This window comes from Amycolatopsis sp. lyj-108, assembly GCF_046549005.1.
Lineage (GTDB): Bacteria > Actinomycetota > Actinomycetes > Mycobacteriales > Pseudonocardiaceae > Amycolatopsis.
Map to the genome: position 1 here is coordinate 128,942 of NZ_JAJPWQ010000002.1, position 16,784 is coordinate 145,725.

At 66.2% G+C, this 16,784-nt stretch carries 18 protein-coding genes and 1 tRNA gene; 3 read left to right on the forward strand and 16 right to left on the reverse strand.

Annotated elements, in window-relative coordinates; all coding sequences use genetic code 11:
* Positions 1-24 precede the first annotated feature (24 nt).
* Positions 25-915: a hypothetical protein gene (locus ACLJO0_RS06990; RefSeq protein ID WP_410577082.1), complete on the reverse strand. Its 891-nt coding sequence runs from the start codon at positions 913-915 to the stop codon at positions 25-27.
* Positions 916-1,039: 124 nt separating this feature from the next.
* On the opposite strand from ACLJO0_RS06990, the gene ACLJO0_RS06995 reads away from it, so the two are divergent.
* Complete coding sequence (locus ACLJO0_RS06995; protein ID WP_410577083.1) at positions 1,040-1,636, forward strand: DUF4383 domain-containing protein; 597 nt, start codon at positions 1,040-1,042, stop codon at positions 1,634-1,636.
* Between the two features lie 3 nt (positions 1,637-1,639).
* Here ACLJO0_RS06995 and ACLJO0_RS07000 read toward each other — a convergent pair whose 3' ends face one another.
* From ACLJO0_RS07000 to ACLJO0_RS07010, 3 genes are all read right to left on the reverse strand, one after another.
* A complete protein-coding gene (locus ACLJO0_RS07000) occupies positions 1,640-2,638 on the reverse strand; it encodes a hypothetical protein (protein WP_410577084.1) in 999 nt (332 codons plus the stop codon).
* An 82-nt stretch (positions 2,639-2,720) separates the two neighbouring features.
* A complete protein-coding gene (locus ACLJO0_RS07005; protein WP_410577085.1) occupies positions 2,721-4,094 on the reverse strand; it encodes an adenylosuccinate lyase family protein in 1,374 nt (457 codons plus the stop codon).
* A gap of 25 nt (positions 4,095-4,119) precedes the next feature.
* Positions 4,120-4,659 (reverse strand): DinB family protein, encoded by a 540-nt coding sequence (locus ACLJO0_RS07010; RefSeq protein WP_410577086.1) that lies wholly within the window; start codon positions 4,657-4,659, stop codon positions 4,120-4,122.
* Positions 4,660-4,758: 99 nt separating this feature from the next.
* Between ACLJO0_RS07010 and ACLJO0_RS07015 the strand changes: the two genes are divergently transcribed.
* A tRNA-Lys gene (locus tag ACLJO0_RS07015) sits at positions 4,759-4,831 on the forward strand.
* 43 nt (positions 4,832-4,874) lie between these two features.
* Here ACLJO0_RS07015 and ACLJO0_RS07020 read toward each other — a convergent pair.
* The 12 genes from ACLJO0_RS07020 to ACLJO0_RS07075 all read right to left on the reverse strand — a co-directional run bounded on the left by ACLJO0_RS07020 (position 4,875) and on the right by ACLJO0_RS07075 (position 15,199).
* A complete protein-coding gene (locus ACLJO0_RS07020; RefSeq protein WP_410577087.1) occupies positions 4,875-6,044 on the reverse strand; it encodes a tyrosine-type recombinase/integrase in 1,170 nt (389 codons plus the stop codon).
* Entirely contained in the window at positions 6,044-6,241 is a 198-nt protein-coding gene (locus tag ACLJO0_RS07025) for a helix-turn-helix transcriptional regulator (RefSeq protein ID WP_034319955.1), read from the reverse strand. Before ACLJO0_RS07025 ends, ACLJO0_RS07020 begins: the two co-directional genes overlap by 1 nt.
* 10 nt (positions 6,242-6,251) lie before the next feature.
* The gene (locus ACLJO0_RS07030; protein ID WP_410577088.1) at positions 6,252-7,871 is read right to left on the reverse strand and encodes a replication initiator; all 1,620 of its coding nucleotides are present in this window, start codon (positions 7,869-7,871) and stop codon (positions 6,252-6,254) included.
* Positions 7,871-8,257, reverse strand: coding sequence for a hypothetical protein (locus tag ACLJO0_RS07035; RefSeq protein ID WP_410577089.1), 387 nt, complete (start codon positions 8,255-8,257; stop codon positions 7,871-7,873). The genes ACLJO0_RS07030 and ACLJO0_RS07035 overlap by 1 nt, the downstream gene beginning before the upstream one ends.
* Positions 8,254-9,816 carry an FtsK/SpoIIIE domain-containing protein gene (locus ACLJO0_RS07040; RefSeq protein ID WP_410577090.1) on the reverse strand — a complete coding sequence of 521 codons (1,563 nt, stop codon included), beginning with the start codon at positions 9,814-9,816 and terminating at the stop codon, positions 8,254-8,256. Before ACLJO0_RS07040 ends, ACLJO0_RS07035 begins: the two co-directional genes overlap by 4 nt.
* 308 nt (positions 9,817-10,124) lie before the next feature.
* Entirely contained in the window at positions 10,125-10,379 is a 255-nt protein-coding gene (locus tag ACLJO0_RS07045) for an AMED_5909 family protein (protein ID WP_350578795.1), read from the reverse strand.
* Positions 10,357-10,614: a hypothetical protein gene (locus ACLJO0_RS07050; protein ID WP_410577091.1), complete on the reverse strand. Its 258-nt coding sequence runs from the start codon at positions 10,612-10,614 to the stop codon at positions 10,357-10,359. Before ACLJO0_RS07050 ends, ACLJO0_RS07045 begins: the two co-directional genes overlap by 23 nt.
* Before the next feature lie 303 nt (positions 10,615-10,917).
* Positions 10,918-11,379 (reverse strand): hypothetical protein, encoded by a 462-nt coding sequence (locus tag ACLJO0_RS07055; RefSeq protein ID WP_410577092.1) that lies wholly within the window; start codon positions 11,377-11,379, stop codon positions 10,918-10,920.
* A gap of 23 nt (positions 11,380-11,402) precedes the next feature.
* On the reverse strand, positions 11,403-11,699 hold the full coding sequence (locus ACLJO0_RS07060) for a hypothetical protein (RefSeq protein WP_125798323.1): 297 nt from the start codon (positions 11,697-11,699) through the stop codon (positions 11,403-11,405).
* A 105-nt stretch (positions 11,700-11,804) separates the two neighbouring features.
* Positions 11,805-12,365 (reverse strand): flavoprotein, encoded by a 561-nt coding sequence (locus tag ACLJO0_RS07065; RefSeq protein WP_410577093.1) that lies wholly within the window; start codon positions 12,363-12,365, stop codon positions 11,805-11,807.
* A 5-nt stretch (positions 12,366-12,370) separates the two neighbouring features.
* Positions 12,371-13,609, reverse strand: coding sequence for a helix-turn-helix domain-containing protein (locus ACLJO0_RS07070; protein WP_410577094.1), 1,239 nt, complete (start codon positions 13,607-13,609; stop codon positions 12,371-12,373).
* A gap of 387 nt (positions 13,610-13,996) precedes the next feature.
* Positions 13,997-15,199 carry a hypothetical protein gene (locus ACLJO0_RS07075; RefSeq protein WP_410577095.1) on the reverse strand — a complete coding sequence of 401 codons (1,203 nt, stop codon included), beginning with the start codon at positions 15,197-15,199 and terminating at the stop codon, positions 13,997-13,999.
* 76 nt (positions 15,200-15,275) lie between these two features.
* On the opposite strand from ACLJO0_RS07075, the gene ACLJO0_RS07080 reads away from it, so the two are divergent.
* Positions 15,276-16,454, forward strand: a complete 1,179-nt coding sequence (locus ACLJO0_RS07080) for a Fic family protein (RefSeq protein ID WP_410577096.1) — start codon at positions 15,276-15,278, stop codon at positions 16,452-16,454.
* Positions 16,455-16,784: the final 330 nt, after the last annotated feature.

The following is a 16,784-nucleotide window of genomic DNA, read 5'->3' on the forward strand; positions in this document are numbered from 1 at the left end:
CGTACGACCACTGTCCCACCTTGTTTACAGGCCGTCAATAGCGGGGAGAAGCGCCTTCACCACGTCGGTCACCCGCTTTCCGGCGCCGGCATAGGTGGTGGACGTCGGTTGGGAAGTCAGTACGACGACGATGTAACGGTCCTCTTCGCCGACGACGCCGGAGCTGTGCAGGATCCGGGAACCGCGGCAGCACGCCCAGCCCTGCTTGATCGACCAGGGAAGGGTGCCGACGGCGTCGGGGATGCCGAAGTACTGCCGGATCCCGTCGGAGCCGCTCTCCGTCGCGCCGCTCAACGCGCGCATGATCGTCGTCCGCGTTCCCGTGCCCGCCTGGTCCAGCAGGTAGCGGTAGATCTTCGCGATGTCCGCGGCGGTGATCCTGGTGTCACCCCAGCGGCCGGGATCCTCGGGCGGACGCGTGCCGCCGAGGCCGATCTTGGCCGCCCATCGGGTGACGATGACCGGGCCGCCGTGGGCCGACCACAGCCTGCTGGCGATGTCGTCGTCGCTGGCCGAGAGCATCCGCTGAACAGTGCTCGCGGGTGTGCCCGCTTGAAGCGCTTCCAGCGCGATGAGGAGCTTCACGAGCGACGCCGAGGTGTAGGAACGCTCGGATTTGAGGGAAACCGCGGTCTTCTTGGCCGTGCGGTCGTAGACGACCATGCTCACCTGCCCGCTGGGGACGAGGTCCGCGAGGGCCTGAACGTCGACGGTCTTCGGCGGTGGACCCGGCACCGCCGAGGAGGACGGGGGCGGGGATTCGACCGGGACCGGTTCGGCCTCGATCGTCGGCGCCCCGGCCCTCGACGCCGCGATCGCCGCCGGGCCGGAACGCGACGGCGGAACCAGCGTCATCGCGACGATCGCACCCAGGCACAGCCCCACCAAGAGGAAGACCCCGCTCGCTTTGCCCACACAAGTTCTTGCCCGCATCACCCGTTCGTGTTCACGGCTAGGCCATTCGGCCTCCTCGGTTTGCCTGGGAGGGCTGCGGGGTATCCGGGCTCCATTCAGTTCGCCAACTCTGGGAGGCGGAGCAATGGCACGTGCACAACGCGCTCGGATCCGAACGGCGGGACTCCAACCCGCCCAGGTCCTCGCCGGCCTGGCGAGCCTGGCATTCCTGGTGTTCGGGATCGTGGGCTTCACCAGGACCGGGTTCGCCGATTTCGCCGGCCGTCACGAGGAGACCGTTCTCGGATTCTCGGTGAACCCGCTCTACAACCTCGGGTTCGTCCTGCTGGGCGCGATCGGTCTGCTGCTGACCTTCGGCTCGGGCCGGTCCCGCGCCTTCGGCTTCCTGACGTTCATCGCCTTCGGGGCGCTGTTCGTCTGGGGCCTCATGATCGCCGGGACCGTTTCCACGAACCCGGTGTCACAGGCGGGGAACCCGTTCAACCTCAACGGGCCGGACAACTGGCTGCACCTCGGCCTCGCCGCACTCGGGCTGGTGATCGCGTTCCTGCCCGCGCGGCACAAGGTGCTGCTGCCGGAGGACGAGGACGAAACAGTGGTGACGGACCGGGCGGACAGTGCCACGGTCGTCCAGCCCGTCCACGACGATCCGCGACGGCCGAAGCATGAGAAAGGCCCGGCCGCCGCTCGTGAAGAGCGACCACCGGGCCTCGCCCACTAGGTCTCAGTAACCGGACTGGGCGGGAGCGTCTTCCTTCTTCTCGGAGGCGTTCCCGCTCTGTGCCGCCTTGTTCTTCACCGGCGCGGTGCTCTTGCAGCCCGCGGGCTCGATGACGAACCAGGTGCCGCCGACGCCGTGACCGTTCGCCTCGCCGGCGTTCGCGTCCTTGGCGTAGCGGTAGACGGCCCATCCGCCGACGGTGACCTGCGTGGTGCCGTCCGCGCGCTTCACCGTGCCGAGCAGCTTCTGGTCGATGCCTTCGAGCTGGACGTCGCCCTCGGCGAGCACCGGCGGCCAGGCCTTCGCGCAGTCACCGTTGCAGGTCGGCTGCTTGTTCTTCTTGTCCTTGGTGAACATGTAGAGGGTGAAACCCTCCTGGTCCACAATGGCCGGTCCGATGCCGTCGACGTTGCTCGCGACCAGCTTCGTGGCGCCGTCCGCGTTCTGCTCCGCCTTCTTCTCGGCCGGAGCCGCCTCGGCCTCCTTCGTCGCCTGGCCCGCCTTGCCGCCCTTGACGTTCGCGGCGTACCAGGTGCTGCCGACACCCTGCCCCTTCGCCTCGCCCGCCTTGGCATCCTTGGCGTAGCGGTAAAGCGCCCAGCCGCCGACGGTCACCTGCTTGCGGCCGTCGGCGCGGGTCAGCTCACCGACCAAGGCCTGATCCACGCCTTCGATCTGGACCTCGCCCTCGGCGAGCACCGGCGGCCATGCCTTCGCGCAGTCACCGTCGCAAGTGGACTTCGGCGGCTTCGCACTGTCCTTGTCGAAGCGGTACAACGTGAACCCGTCCTTGTCGACGAGCACCTGGCCGAGGTTCCCGGCTTCGGCCACGGCCACCTTGGTCTCGCCCTTGGCCGCCGGGGCGTTCCCGCCCGCCCCGGCCACCGCGGCGGCGGGAGCGACCGCTGGCGCCGCCGTCTCGGTGCCGCCGGAGCAGGCCGACAGCGCGACCAGGCCCACGGCCGCGGACGCCGCTGCGACGACGAAACGCTTGCGAAGCATGGGATTTCTCCTTGTTCGTAGGGGTTCCGCGGCTTGGCGCGGTGAGCTTGTACCCCCTACACGGAGCCCTCGCGGGACCGGTTCAAGGAGTTCGCGGATTTTCTTCGCGGGCCGCCAGCGCGGCGTCCGTGAGCACCCCGGCCGAACCGGTGTAGTGCGCGGGATCCAGCAGGTCGGCGAGGGATTCCGCGGCGAGCACTCCGGTTATCTCCGGCAGGTCGGAAAGTACGTCGCCGAGAGCCCGGTCCTGCTCCAGCGCGAGCTTGGACGCTTGACCGAGGACCTCCTTGGCCCGCGCCTTGCCGAGCAGCGGGGCGAGCACGGTCGAAAGCCGCTCGGAAACGATCTGGCCGTGCGTGAAGCCGAGGTTCTCGCGCATGCGTTCGTCGTTGACGACCAGACCGCGGGCGAGCTCGGCCGCAGTATGCGCGGCGCCGCCGGTCAGGCGCAGGCACTCGCGCAGCAACTGCCACTCGGCATGCCACGCGCCCGCGGACCGTTCGTCCTCGGAGAGCAGGGCCTGGGTGACGCCGGTGGCCAGCACCGGGACCTGCAACGCGGCCGAACGGATCAGCGTCGCGAACACCGGATTGCGTTTGTGCGGCATCGCCGACGAACCGCCACGGCCCTCGCCCGCGGGTTCGGTGACCTCCCCGACCTCGGTGCGCGTCAGGAACTGGACGTCGACCGCGATCTTCCCGAGCGCGGCGGCGGTGAACGAGAGAGCGGCCGCGAGGTCGGCCGTCGGGGTGCGGAGCGTGTGCCAGGGGAGCGTGGTCTCGGCGAGGCCGGTCTCCTCGGCGAACGCCGTCTGGAGCCGCTGCGGATAGCCGTCGGGCAGCTCGGCGAGCCGCGCGTACTCGGCGTACGCGGCCCTCGTGCCCGCCGCACCCCCGAGCGAAACCGGCAGGACGACGCGGTTCAGCCTGCCGAGCGCGTCGAGGGTCAGCTGACGCCAGCCCGCCGCCTTGAGCCCGAACGTGGTCGGGACCGCGTGTGCGGTGAGGGTGCGCCCGGCCATGATCGTGTCGCGATGCGCGCGGGCGAGATCCGCCAGCGCGTTCGCCGTCGCCTCGAGATCCGCGGTGATGAGCGCCCGGGTCCGCGCGGCGACCAGCATCATCGCGGTGTCGAAGATGTCCTGACTGGTGGAGCCGCGATGCACGTACTCCGTCCCGGCCGCCTCGGTCAGCTCCTTGATCAGCCCCACGACCGGGTTCGCCGTCTCACGAGCCGCCCTCGCCAACGCGACCACGTCGATCTCGACCGACGCGGCAGCCTCGGTGATCGCCTCCGCGGCGGCCTGCGGAATCAGCCCCGTGCTGGCCTGCGCCCTGGCGAGCGCCGCCTCCGTGTCCAGAAGGGCCCGCACCCAGGCGAGATCACCCGTCGCCGCCTCGGCGGGCGTGCCCGCACGGACAGGGGACAAGAGGCCGGAGTCGGGATCGGCGTTCATCGCCCCAGCATCGCATTTCAGGGTCTCAGTGGCCCGTCCTCCCGTCGATGCGCTCGCGCAGCAGGTCCGCGTGCCCGGCGTGGCGCGCGTACTCGGCGATGTGATGCGTCAGCAGCCACCGCAGCGAGAACGGCTCCCCGTCACGGCGGCTCTTGCCCGTGTCGTCCAGCGAAGCGGCCGCCACGATCTCCCGCGACCGCGCACACTCCTCACGCCAAGCCGCCCACGCGGCCTCGACGTCGCCACCCGTGTCCTCGAAGTCCTGCTCAGGCCACTCGTCGGAGTAATAGAGCAGCGGGACGTCCTCACCCGCGAACTGCAGGCGGAACCACCAGCGCTCGGTGCCCGTGAGGTGCCTGAGCAGCCCGTGCAGCGACAACCCCGACGGCTCGATCGCCCGCAGCGCCAGCTGCTCCGGCGTCAAACCCTGGCACTTCAGCTCGAACGTGCGCCGATGCCAGTCGAGCGTGGACGTCAAGATCTCGCGCTCACTCGCCACCCGCGGAGGCTCCGAACGGTCGCCCTCCCACGTCGCCGAGTAGTTCTCGTCAGGGATCGTGTCCATGCCCCCGACCTTGGCAGAGACCCCCGACAATTCCGTGGCGCTCCGGCGGCGGCCCCGCCATCCTGGTGGTCAGCGGCGGTCTACTAGACTCAGCCGCACGGGCCGTTAGCTCAATTGGTAGAGCTGCGGACTTTTAATCCGTAGGTTCTGGGTTCGAGCCCCAGGCGGCCCACTCTTTCGCCTGGTCCACGCGTTGTGGCCACCCAAGACCAAGATCATCTCCCCGGTTTATCCCCGGTTTTGGGTCGAACGGGTTTATCCAAGAGCCCTTCCAGGGCCTTCGCCGTAGCCGGGTCGACCGTCTTCCGTTCCAGGTAGTTGTCCTGCGTCATCGACACCCGCGAGTGGCCGAGCTGGTCCGCGATCAGCCGCGTCGGCACCCCCGCGTCGTCCAGGGCGGTCGCCGTCGTCTTCCGGAAGGTGTGCGAGGTGACCCACAGGAAGTCCTCCCCGCCGCGAATCTCCCGGATGACCCGCAGGACGTTGTTCGGGTCCCGCATCCCGCCGGTCGAGCTGGGGAAGATGGGGCCAGAGGCCGCCGCCCGCTTCGTCAGCAGCTCCACCGCCCAGGAGGGGAGCGGAAGCGCGCGTTTGCTCGACTCGCTCTTCGGACGCGGCTTGCGGAGCAGCCCTTGCCCTTTGATCCGGACCACGGTGTGCGTGATGTCGACCGTGCCCTCCACCAGGTCGACGTCCTCCCAGTACGTCGCGAGCGCTTCGCCGACCCGGACACCGGTCGCCATCATGAACCGGGACAAGTCGGGCAGGTCCCAGCGCACCGCCTTCTCATTCGCCTCCAGCCGTGCCAGCCATGCGGCGCGCTCGTCCGCGTCCAGGGCACGCGGCTTCTTCTTCGCCGTCGGGATGCGCCGAGTGTCCCGAGTCGGGTTGCCGTCGATCGCGTCGTACCGAGCCGCCAGCCCGAGCATTCCCGAAAGGACGGTCCGCGCGGTCTTCGCCGTCGACGCCCCGATGTTGCGCTGAAGAGCCCCTAGGAAGCGATCGAGCCGCATCACGGTTGCTTCCCGCACGCGCAGCTCACCGAGGCCGGGCACGACGTGAGCGTTTAAGACCGATTCGTACGCGGTCTCGGTGGTCGGCGACTTCTTGCCGTCCTCGACGTCGTGCCGTACCTGGTCCATCCAGACTTCAGCCAGGACCTTCAGGTGCGTCTCTCGGGTGATCTCGCCATTCGTGGACCCGGTCCACTCGCGGAACACGTCCTTGAGCCGCTGCGCAGCCTTGCCCTTCGTCTTCCCGGTCCGCTCGACCTCCCGCGTGTTGCCGTCGAAGTCGCGGAACAGCGCACGAGCCCGGTACCCGCCCGGAACAGGCGAATACCGGATCTCCCCGTACGTTCCGATCTCCAGTTGAGGCCGAGGCATCAGGCCACCTCGACGGCCAGCTGATCAACCCACGCCCGGACGTCCTCAGGGCGGTACCGCACGTATCGGCCCATGCGGCGGCCAGCAGGGCCGTAACCCTTGCTGCGCCACTGGTACAGCGTCCCGACGGGCACACCGAGGTAGGCCGAGACGTCTTCCACTGTCCAGAGTGGATCGATGTCGTGCACGTTGTTCATGTGATCCCCCTTAGGCTGCGAGTGGAGTTGCCGAAAGATCTGGTGGACTCTGGGCGGCTAGTAGTGCTTTGTCGTACTCGGCTTTCCAGGTGATCCGTTCCGAGATGGCGTGCATCACCAGGTGGTCCCTAGGCGGCACGGATGGATCGCCGGAGTCGACCTTGCGCCAGACCAGCCGCGTCGGGTCCGGTGCCGGTTTCTCGATCCCGACCGCCGCCAGCGCCTCCAGCACGAACGCTTTGCGGTCCGCCTTGTGGTCGACGAGCGTCTTGCCCGACCACTTCCGCGACACCAGCACTCGACGCCCCGGCAGGCCGAGGGTGGTCCGCCGATGCGCCCTTCCCTTGCAGTGGCCTGGTGTGGTCTTTCCGTTGGCGCCCTTGGGATTGATGCCGTAGAGCAGCCACACCGCGCAGCGAGGCGAGCAGGGTGTCACGGATAGTTCCGCGTGCAACCGGTCGTGGTGGTCCTTCTGTCGCGTGGTGTCGGCTTCCACGACCTCGCCAGTGGACTTGGTGAGGTACTTCGTGAGATAGCCGATGTGCCGCCCAGCCTCTTCGGAGCCGCCGAGGATGCCCTTGGAGTGCACTTGCCGCCCGAAGGTGACCACGTGCGCCGGGTCTTCCACGGCTTCTACCGCGTCGTCCCACTCGATCAGCGGTTCGCGGGTGTCGGGGTCGACGAACACTCTGGCGTCGCCGTCCCAGAGCGGCATCCGGTCGACGTAGACGACCTGGTCATGGTTGGGCCACCAGACCTGGTGATAGGTCGCTTCGGTGACCTGCCGGATCACGTCGTGCGGCACCGATCCCCGGATAGCCGCGTGCAGGTGTGGGGCGGCCCGCCGTTGGGGTTCGACGGTTGCGAAGTACTGCGCGTCCCAGCCCACGACCCGCCGCAGGTTCTGCCACCACCGATCGACCAGGGCCGAGAAGTGCACCGCGTCCCGAGCGGCCCGCCGATAGTCATAAGTCGACGGATCGACCGGGGCACCATCGGAGCGGACCGGGCCGTAGGTGTCGCAGGTGAGCGTGACGAACATCGACGGCCGGAACCTGCCCGCGTACTCGCGGCCCACGGTGGTCTTGGCGACCTTCCGGCGAGGGAGGTTCGGCGCGTCCTGCCGCCGCTTTGTCGAACGCTTCACCGCCCGCTTCGTCGGCAGGTCGATCGACGGAAGACGGCCCCGCATCCCGAGTTGCCGAAGTTCCTCATCGACTCCCTGGATCTCCTCCCGCAGCTCCTCCGCTTCGGCCTGGTCCGTCTCTTGCCGATAGGCGGCGACGAGGTCGGCCCGAAACGCCAGCAGCTCCGTCTGCGTCTCGGACGGTGCCTCTGCGGGGAAGTCGGGTTCTTCGGTCATGTGCCAGCCTTCGCGGCACTGGACCTGTCGCAGTGCTTTCGCCTTGCGGGCACAAGGCAGGCAGACCGATTCGACGGTCGAGCCACAGGGAACGGGGACGTAGCGGAGTTCTCCGGTGTCGGTGTCGCCCACCTCCATCGTGAACGGCCGGACGCACACGCCGTGCTTCTCAGCGGTCGCCTTGACCACATCGGAGGCCAGGGGTTCCCGCATCCGAGCGGCCCGAGTTTTGGCCGGCATGGTCACCGCGGCTTCATGGGTGCTCATCAGGCGGCCACCTCTCCAGACGTACTCCACTGCCGCAGCACGAACACCGGCATCTCCTGCCGCATACCAGCAGGCAAGTCCGGGAAGGTGGCTTCGTCGAACCAGACGCCGCCATAGACGACCACGGGGATGCCGCAGGGAGTCCGGCCACTGAGTTCCAGATGCACCGACCCGCCGCCCGCAGGACGCCACAGCGATGCCGTCACGTCGTCGAGCGAGGTAGCCCAGGTGAGCAGCCCACGAGCGACGTCCTCCAGGCGGTCGGAGTCGAGTTGCACCTTGATCGGATCAGGACCCACCCCGACGCGAACGGACGCGGTCGGAGGCAGCGCGAACGAGTCCAGGTGATCGCGGATCGCGTCGAGGAAGACCATCAGCCGGTTCATGCCGCCCTCCCCTCGGAGATGATGTGAGCGCCGCCCTTGGTCACATAGGTCTCCAGGGCCTTGATCTCCTCGTCGGCGACCCAACCGGCCCGGACCCGCAGGGGTTCACGGACGCCTTCGCCCCAGACGTAGCCGACACCGGCTTCGGAATCACCGATCCGGTTCGCCCACGCGCCCCGTTCGTACGCGCCATCGCCGAGCACCATCCCGACATGCGTCTTCGACGTCACTCGCAGGCACACGCGGCGGGGGAACAGCTCTCGAACCGGGACGGTGTCCTTTGTGGGTTCCTGGACGTAGCCGCGCACCGTGATCCCCAATGCCCTGCCCTGTGTGGTGAGGAGTGCGACCTTTTCCACGATCGCGTCGCGGGTCTTGCGGTCGGTGTACTTGGTCAGCGCGCCGATCTCGTCGAACTCCAGGACCTCTAGCGGGTGTTCGACGCTGATCGGGATCATGCGCACGCGTCCGGCGAACTCGTGCTTGCGGGCTTCCATCTCCTCAAGCAGGCCGTCGAGGAGTTCGAGCGCCTGCTTACCGGTCACCGCGTACCGGGCGAAGATCCCGCGCCCGTAGGCGAGTTCCATCCCTTTGGGGTCGATGCCGGACACCCGGACCACACCGGACCGGATCGCGGGTGCGGCCGACACCAGCGGGCACCACATGACCGAGTTCTTGCCCGATCCGGTCGCGCCAGCGGTCAGACAGTGCGCGCCAGAGCCGACCAGCGGAACCCGCCAGTCCGAGCCGTACTCCGTGGTTCCGGACCACACATGCCGCAGGTCCACGCCGAGCCCATCAGGGGCCACCAGGTCAGGAACGGGCAGGGAGGTCACCGCGGATTTGAGTAGGTCACGGCGCTGGAAGTCGATGGAGACCACGTCGGGCTCCAGTTCCCGCACCTGGCACCGCTTGACCTTCCGCGCCACCGCCAGCGCCCGCGCGGCCTCGTCGAAGTCCTCGGGCTTCTGCCCCGGAACGAGCTGCACCCGCACCTCATCCCACGACGGACCCGACCGGACCTTGAGCACCTTCGGCACCTGAACGGCGCGAGACGCCGACGCGGCCTTGCGGGACAGCAAACGTCGACGGCCGACCAGGTTCACCGTCACTTCCACCGGCAGCGTCTCGTCCCGGATGCTCAGCCCGCAAGCGTGCAACCAGGCCGGGAGCTTGCGCGCGTAGACCGCCCAGCGCATCCACCAGGACCGGAGGAACCGGCCGCAGTGCTGGTCATAGGACACCACGTCAAGCAGCCGCCATGACGCCAGCACGGCGACGACCGAGCCTGTCACGATCGCCAGGGACAGCCACCCGAGCCACTGCCACCACGCCATGATCGCTACCACGGTAAGACTGGTCCGCCAGCGTGTCATGACTTGCTTTCCCAGCCACATCAACGATTTCAGCATCCACCAGAGGGCGATGAACACCAGTGCGGCCGCCGCCAGGACTTCCAAGATCATGGCGAGCGCGCGACCAATCTTGTGCAGCAGCCACACCACCACACCGAGTACTCCGCCGCCGATGAGAAGGACACCGATCCCGTTCGCGTTCATCGACGACCACCGCCGGTCAGGTCCAGCGGGAGCATTCCCCGGCAGGGAGCGCATTCCTTCTCTCCGGGCAGCAGCTTCGCGAACCGCTTACAGAGTGCGCAGCGCGTTCGGGTGACCCCGTCTAGCGCATGCTTGTTGCCATCGTTTAGCGTTGTCATTGTTCACTTCCAGAGGTTGTGGACAGCGCAGGAGCGGCAAGGTTGGTAGCCGGATTCCGCTTCTGCGCCTTACAGGACAAGAAAAGCGTTTGAGGACGTGTTTGTACGCCGCACGTCCCCACGTGCGTTTTTCGCTCTGTCATTCAGTTTTCAGCTGGCTTGCGACTTCCCTTCTTGGATCTTCGCGGCCACCTCCTCCGCCTTGCGTTCCTCGTATCCCACCCAGTAGCGGAGTTCGTGGTGGTGCGCACGGTCCACATCGGACACGGCGCGATACATGCGCGCGTTGGCCTGATGGAACTTCAGCCAGGTCGTCAGATTCGATCCCGGTTTCGGACGATGAGCCGAGGCAACCGCGTGCGCGTCCCTCAGCGTCTGTGGCTCATTCCGGCCCGGTGTCGTCACCGTCCACCTCCCCGGCTGTCGGGTGCTTGCCGAGGAACACGGCCAGTTCGTCCGCGCTGTCGCGGATTTGGCGAAGGAGCCGGATGAACTCCGGCCACGCGGCCGGATCGGAGGGCGGCAGGATCGCCAGGCTGTCCGGGTCGAGGTAGATCACCAGGGCCGGGTTCGCCGAACCAAACCCCTGCATCCCCGCGACCGCCTGCGGCCCCGGCTTCCACATCGCGTTGAACGCCACGGCCTCGTCCCTCCTCACTGTGAGCGCGGAACTCCCACGACCGCGCGTTCTCCTCGAATCCCTCAGCCGCCGCAGTCACGGCCGCGAGCACCCACCACGGCAAACGGCCTTCCGCTAGGAGATCCCGCCAGGCCGACGCCACCGCGAGGGAAGCAACACCCACGTCGTGCGCCGCCAAGGGATCGACGACCTGGGCGGTCTGTGCCCTTAAGGCGCTGTAGTGGTGGTAGGCCATCTCCCACGCTTGGACCAGGTGCGGAGGAACCACGCCGACACGGTGGCTCCCCGGCACCCCGCCCGGCATCACGCAGCCTTGGGCGTTGACTCGGCAGCGCCCGAGGTCCGCGACGACTTCGACGCCCCGCCAGCGGCCGCAGCCTTGAAGCCGGTCGCGCGGAACATGTAGGACTGGTACTTGAACTCGCCCTGACCGGCCACCTTGGGCTCAGCCGTCAGGCCCTCCAGCTCGATCGGCCGCATGCCCGGCAGAACTTCCGATGTGGTCGGCACCGGCTGCACATCGGCCAGCAGCGTGATCTCGAACGACGCCCGCTTCGCTTTGACCTCGTCCGGGTCGGTCACCGTGACCTTCCACTGACGCTTGCCCGTCACCTCGTCGACCCGCTGCCGCGCCGGACGACCCGACGACCTGTCCTCTCGCGACTGGTACTCGTTGTCCGGCGACACCTCGCCGACCATCACCAAGCCCTGCCCGAACGCCTCGTCGAAATCGATGGGGAACCGGAAACCCTTGTAGATAGCCATTTGCTGCTCCTAGATACGTGTGATCAGTCGTTCTTGCGCGTGACGGCGTCATCGGCAGCGTCGGACCATTGGTCGTGGAAGGAAGAGGAGTGCGAGCGCGTGCGGTGCTGGGTTTCGCACCATTCGCTGAACTCGCTGGCAGCGGTCGCGAGACTCTGCGCGAACCGTGCGGTGTCCATCAGGCCGCCGATACGGGCGGGCACCTGGACGATGAAGGAGGTCTCTTCACTTCCGGCGACGAGCTGACGAACGCCAGGAGAGGGTGAAACCACCGCCGCGCCGTAGCCGACGAGGGGCTGAATCACCACGTGAATGCCCATGTGTGCTCTCCCGATGTCTCGGTCTCGGCGAGCCCGGTCGGGCGCGCTGAACACAGGAGACACCCAGTGAGCAGCCTCACCCCGGACAAACTGTCCGGGTAGGGGCTAGCGGGGGAGAGGAACGGCCTCGTTCACCGCGGAAAGCACCGCTGACCAGGGCAGCTCACGGCCCGGAGCGCTCCGCGGTTCATGCAGCGGCCACACGTCGTCCCCGTACACGAGACGCACACCAGCACGCCGCAGCGCGTCGATATGGGTTTCCCAGGACGGGTGACGAGCGTGTGCGGCGTTCACGCGCGGGAAGACGACGACCGGCAGGTTGAGCGTGCCGATGGCCTCGTTGACCTGCGTCAGGGCTTGATTGTCGGCGATGCCCATCGCGAGCTTGGCGACCATGTTCGCCGAGGCAGGCGCGACCAGATAGCAATCCGGCGCCGGATGCGGGCTGGACTCGGCCGGCGAGCGGGGCTCGACCCGGACCGGGAACCCGGTGGCCTCCTCGATCTCAGTGCGGCCGCCGTTCTCGTCCAGCCAGCGCCCCGCCGTCGGGGTCAAGGTCACCGCGACCGTCCAGCCGTCCTCTTGAAGAGGCCGGATCACACGCGGAAGAAGATCCTCAACACCACCAGCACCCGAGCCCACCAGGCCCAGAACACGCGACGACACCCGACCTACCTCACCGCGCCACAGCGCTCAGCCAACGCCAACAACGGCGAGGACTTCCTACCAGCCGTCGCCGGAGCACGGCGATACATCGACCGCACAACCTCCCGCACCGCCGTACTGTGCCGAACGATCCCCGGCGCCTTCTGCTCAGCCGTCAGCAACGCCGACAACGCCTCATCATCCTTCGCCACCAGGCTCAACGCCCGCGCGAAGTCGATCAGATGGGTGACCTGCCGCTCCACCGGCAGATGATCGACGCTGATCCTCGGAGCCGACTCGATCACCTGCGAAATATCGCCCAGATCCAGCGCCGCCGACAACCGGTGAAGCTCGACGTTGGCCGGGCCGAACCCGGTCTGCCAGTGGTTCGCGTCCACGCCGAGCTGATCAGCCGCCCGACCAGCGTGAGACAGCAGCTCGTTCGCCGTCGACCGATCTTGTTGCCGCGCAGCGGCGACAGCCGTCCGCAGGTAGAGCATCCCGTACAGGCTCAGCGCGGCCGGATCACCATCGCGCATCCTCGGGACCAGCCACTTCGCGGCCACATCGCCCAGCTCAAGCGCGTCGTCGAACCGGCCGACAGCCAGGAGCGCGTGAGTGCCCGATCGGGCAGCCGAGGCCAGGACCAACGGGTCGTCTGCCTCGTCGGCCGCCTGCATGGCGCGCTCTGCCGCGATCCACGCGAGGTCGGCTTCACCGATCTTGCTCAGCGTCGTCGCGGCCAGGTGGTGAACGCGTGCCGACACCGCTGCACAAGCCCGCCGGTAGGCAGTGTCATCGGCCGAGGCGGACTCCATGCCCTGGCTGGTCTTGATCAGGCCAGGCAGCGCGGCGACGACGCGGCCGAGGTCGCCCTTCTGATAGCTGGACCAGGCGCCCTCGACCAGCTGAGCGACAGGAGCCGGGTCGATGTACTCCGGCGACATGGCCGAGGAGAACAAGGTGCGGGACAGCCGTCGAGGGGCCATGAGCGCGTCTCGGATGGCCGGGACGTCGTCGTTCTTGTCCTCGTCCTCCATCAGCACCGGTTCGCCGAGGAGATCTCCCAGCGTCACCCGCAAGCCCCGCGCGACGTCAGCCAGCACATCCAGGCGCCGGATCTCACGTTCACCGCGCTCGATCTTGCTCAACCAGTCCTCAGTACGGCCCACCAAGTCAGCAAGAACCGCCTGCGACAGACCACGCCGCCGCCGGTAGAAGGCAATACGCTCCCCGATGCTGAGCTGATCACCCGCACCACGCACGTAACCAGGCTAACAGCGGCTCCGCTAAAGACGTGCGGACTTGGTTTGCTCGTTTTGCATAGATCGCCAAATTGCTTAAGAAGATAGAAGATGCGCGTGTCAGTGCGAGGAGACCGCCAGAGGACCTTCGCGCCAGGACTCAATAGTGGCTACACATGGTGGCCATCGTCACGCAAAGTTAGTCAAGCGTTGAGGTGTTGAGCCCCCGAGGGGCAAACTAGAGAAGTTCGCTACTCAAAGTTACGAAGAGGGCGCGGTTGGGTAGGTTGGCTTGGCTCTCGTGTTTGACGCTCTTAGCCTACCTATGTAGAGTTGGCAGCGACTCACTGCGGGACGCAAGGGCCCGTTTTAACGAAGGGGACGGCCTAGCCGTCCCCTTTGCTCTGTTCAGGGCAGGGGTGTGCCGACTGCGGCCCAGACCGCACCCTTCTTGTTAGCGTCTATCTGGATGCCTGGGAGCCGCTGGCCGGCGGTGACTTTCTGGCTGGTCGTCATCAGTCCACGCTTCCCCTCGCTGTCCACTGCCAACGCTCCACCTCGTGGCAGCGCAGATGTGACCCGGAGGGTGTCAACAAGGTCCGGGTCAAAAGAGCGAGCGTTGTCGCTCATCAGGCGACCGAGGATCTTGCCGGTTGCGCGGTGGACTAGCACTTTGTCGCCGCGGACGACGCCTCCTAGCATGTACTGTTCTCGCCCGACCGAGCTGTCGCTGAGCTGAATCTCCAGCGTCATGGGGGCAGTCCTGCGCAGGACAGTCGCGGTATCCCAGGTCTTCGTGCGGTGAGGAGTTTCCCCGCAGAGCAAGATCGGAAACGATCCGAGTAGCTTCTCCTGCCAAACGATGTCTACCGGGCTCAGGCTTACTGTCTGCCCCACGTTCGGCAGCACAGTGCCCTTCTCTGGCACGGCGACGATGCCTGTGCCATGGTGCAGGCGAGGATGTCGACGTGAGCCGCCCACACGCCAGGGTATTGGGGAGCCATCCCGGAGCGCGCAAGCGAGAAGTTCGCGATATTCGTGTCCTGTGATCAGGTCTGGACTTCCTGCCATCGCCGCGTAAGCGCTCGGGCCGAGCAGCATGTAGGGGTGACCACGGTGCTGTACAACGTCCAGAGCGCCCACAGCAATCGGAACCTTTGTGGCGAGCGCGTAGTCCACGGCTGGTGTTAGGTCAATGTCCTTGCTCAGGACCACGATGGCCTCTACCGCCGACCTGCCGGTTGCGATCTCTTCAACGTATCGCGTGATGCGTACGCAGCAGGCGCTGTCGACCATCTTTTCCTCGATGGTGTCACCAGGCTTGAGGTGAAGCTCGCCCAGCAGAGGCTCGCCACCTTCTGCTATCACGCGATCACGGTAAGCTTCGTTCAGTGCGTTTTGCTGGGCAAGCTCGTGCTTGTCGCGCGGTCGAGCCAGCGCGAGCCCGACATGAACGGCTTTCACGTCATATCCATACCGCCGAAGGGCGTTTCGGATGCCATCTACGGACGGACACGCTCGTAACCCGATGGCGTCACCGCTCTGATGAAAGACGTTGCGGCTGTCCACAACGACGGCTGCAGCAACTCCCAACGCGTCCCACCATCCCATCCGCAACTTGCAACGGAGTCTACACCCGATGGTGCTTCTATCAACGAAACACGCCGCCGTGTTGTAAGTTGGACCAGTGAGGGCTGATCAGATCGAGGTCGCAACCTATGGGTGTGCCCGCTGGGACGAATCGGGCGGCTACTGGTGGTATGACCCGGCTCCCCTTCCTCGGGTGGTCGCGCTTGATCCGGAGACCCAGTTGGCTCTGTCGGAGGCCGACGCTGCCCTTGGTCGCCTGTCCGGCGTCGGGGGGATGCTTCGGAATCCGAGACTGTTGATGCGGCCGTATGCGGTCCGGGAGGCGCTCGCTAGCGCACGCATCGAGGGAACGCAGGCGAGCTTAACGGATGTTTTCCAGGCTGAGGCGAGTCGCGTTCACCCGCGTGAGCGAGATATTATCGAAGTGACTGCACATGTCGAAGCCCTCGAAAAAGGGCTTTCTCTTGCGAGAGAACGTCTGAACTTGCAGGCGCTTTGCGAAGTTCACAACGCGCTAATGTCAACCTCGCTTCGAAATTCAAGCGAAGAAAGTATTAGATCTTCCCCTGTGTGGCTCGGTTCTCCGACTCAGAGGCCGGAGACTGCTGTATTCGTGCCACCTGTCGGAGATGCTCTTAACTTGGCTTTGAGTGATTGGGAGGAATATCTCAGTAATCCGCCACGTGTGCCAATCCTTATTCGGGCAGCTCTTCTGCATTATCAATTCTTGACTATACATCCGTTCTCTGATGGTAACGGTCGCGTTGGCAGGATGCTGGTTCTACTGTTCCTGTGTCATCAAGATCGACTGTCTGTGCCCCTTCTCTATGTGAGCCCCTACTTTGCAAGCAGGAGGCGGGAGTACTATGACCGGCTTCAGGCGGTGCGTGAGCGCGGGGAGTTGCAGCAGTGGCTTCAGTTCTTCCTGACCGCCGTGGCTGCCCAGGCTGATGATGGCGTACTGCGTTCGCGTGAGTTGCTGGGTTTGCGCGAACGGTATCGAGCTGAGCTTGCCGGTAGTCGCAGTCGGGCGGTCGAAGTAGTTGAGCTCTTATTTACGAACCCCGTTATTACAACGACATTGATTCGCAAGAAATTGCAGATAACAAACCAGGGCGCACTCAACCTCATTAGAAGCCTTGCGGGTCGCGGCTGGCTCTCTGAAATTGGAGTAGCGGGTAAGGGGGGTGCGACTGTGTGGATTGCGAATGAAGTGTATGACGCAATAGCGGGCGACGATGTAGACGAGGCTGAGAATCAAGGCCTGACGGTCTAGGTTCTGTCATTATTTCGTGTTGCCGAAATTAGCTCTATGGGATCAAGGCGCCGCCGTCGTCGGCGCGCATGTCACCACTCGTACGGCGGGCTCCGCCTGGTGCGACGCGGACGGCCTGCCGCTCCGCTCCGGCCGCCGGTCGCGGCGAGCCCGCCGACGAGCAGCACTGTCCAGCACGCCGCCGACGAAGTTCACCCATGTGCGAGATCGGGCAAAGTTGACGTCCCCCGGAAGGCCGCTGAGACCGGCTTCAATGATCTCTACCGTGGCGTTCATGACCGCCGCGCCATACAAGTGGACCCAGCACGGATTGCCTTGCTACCGATCACA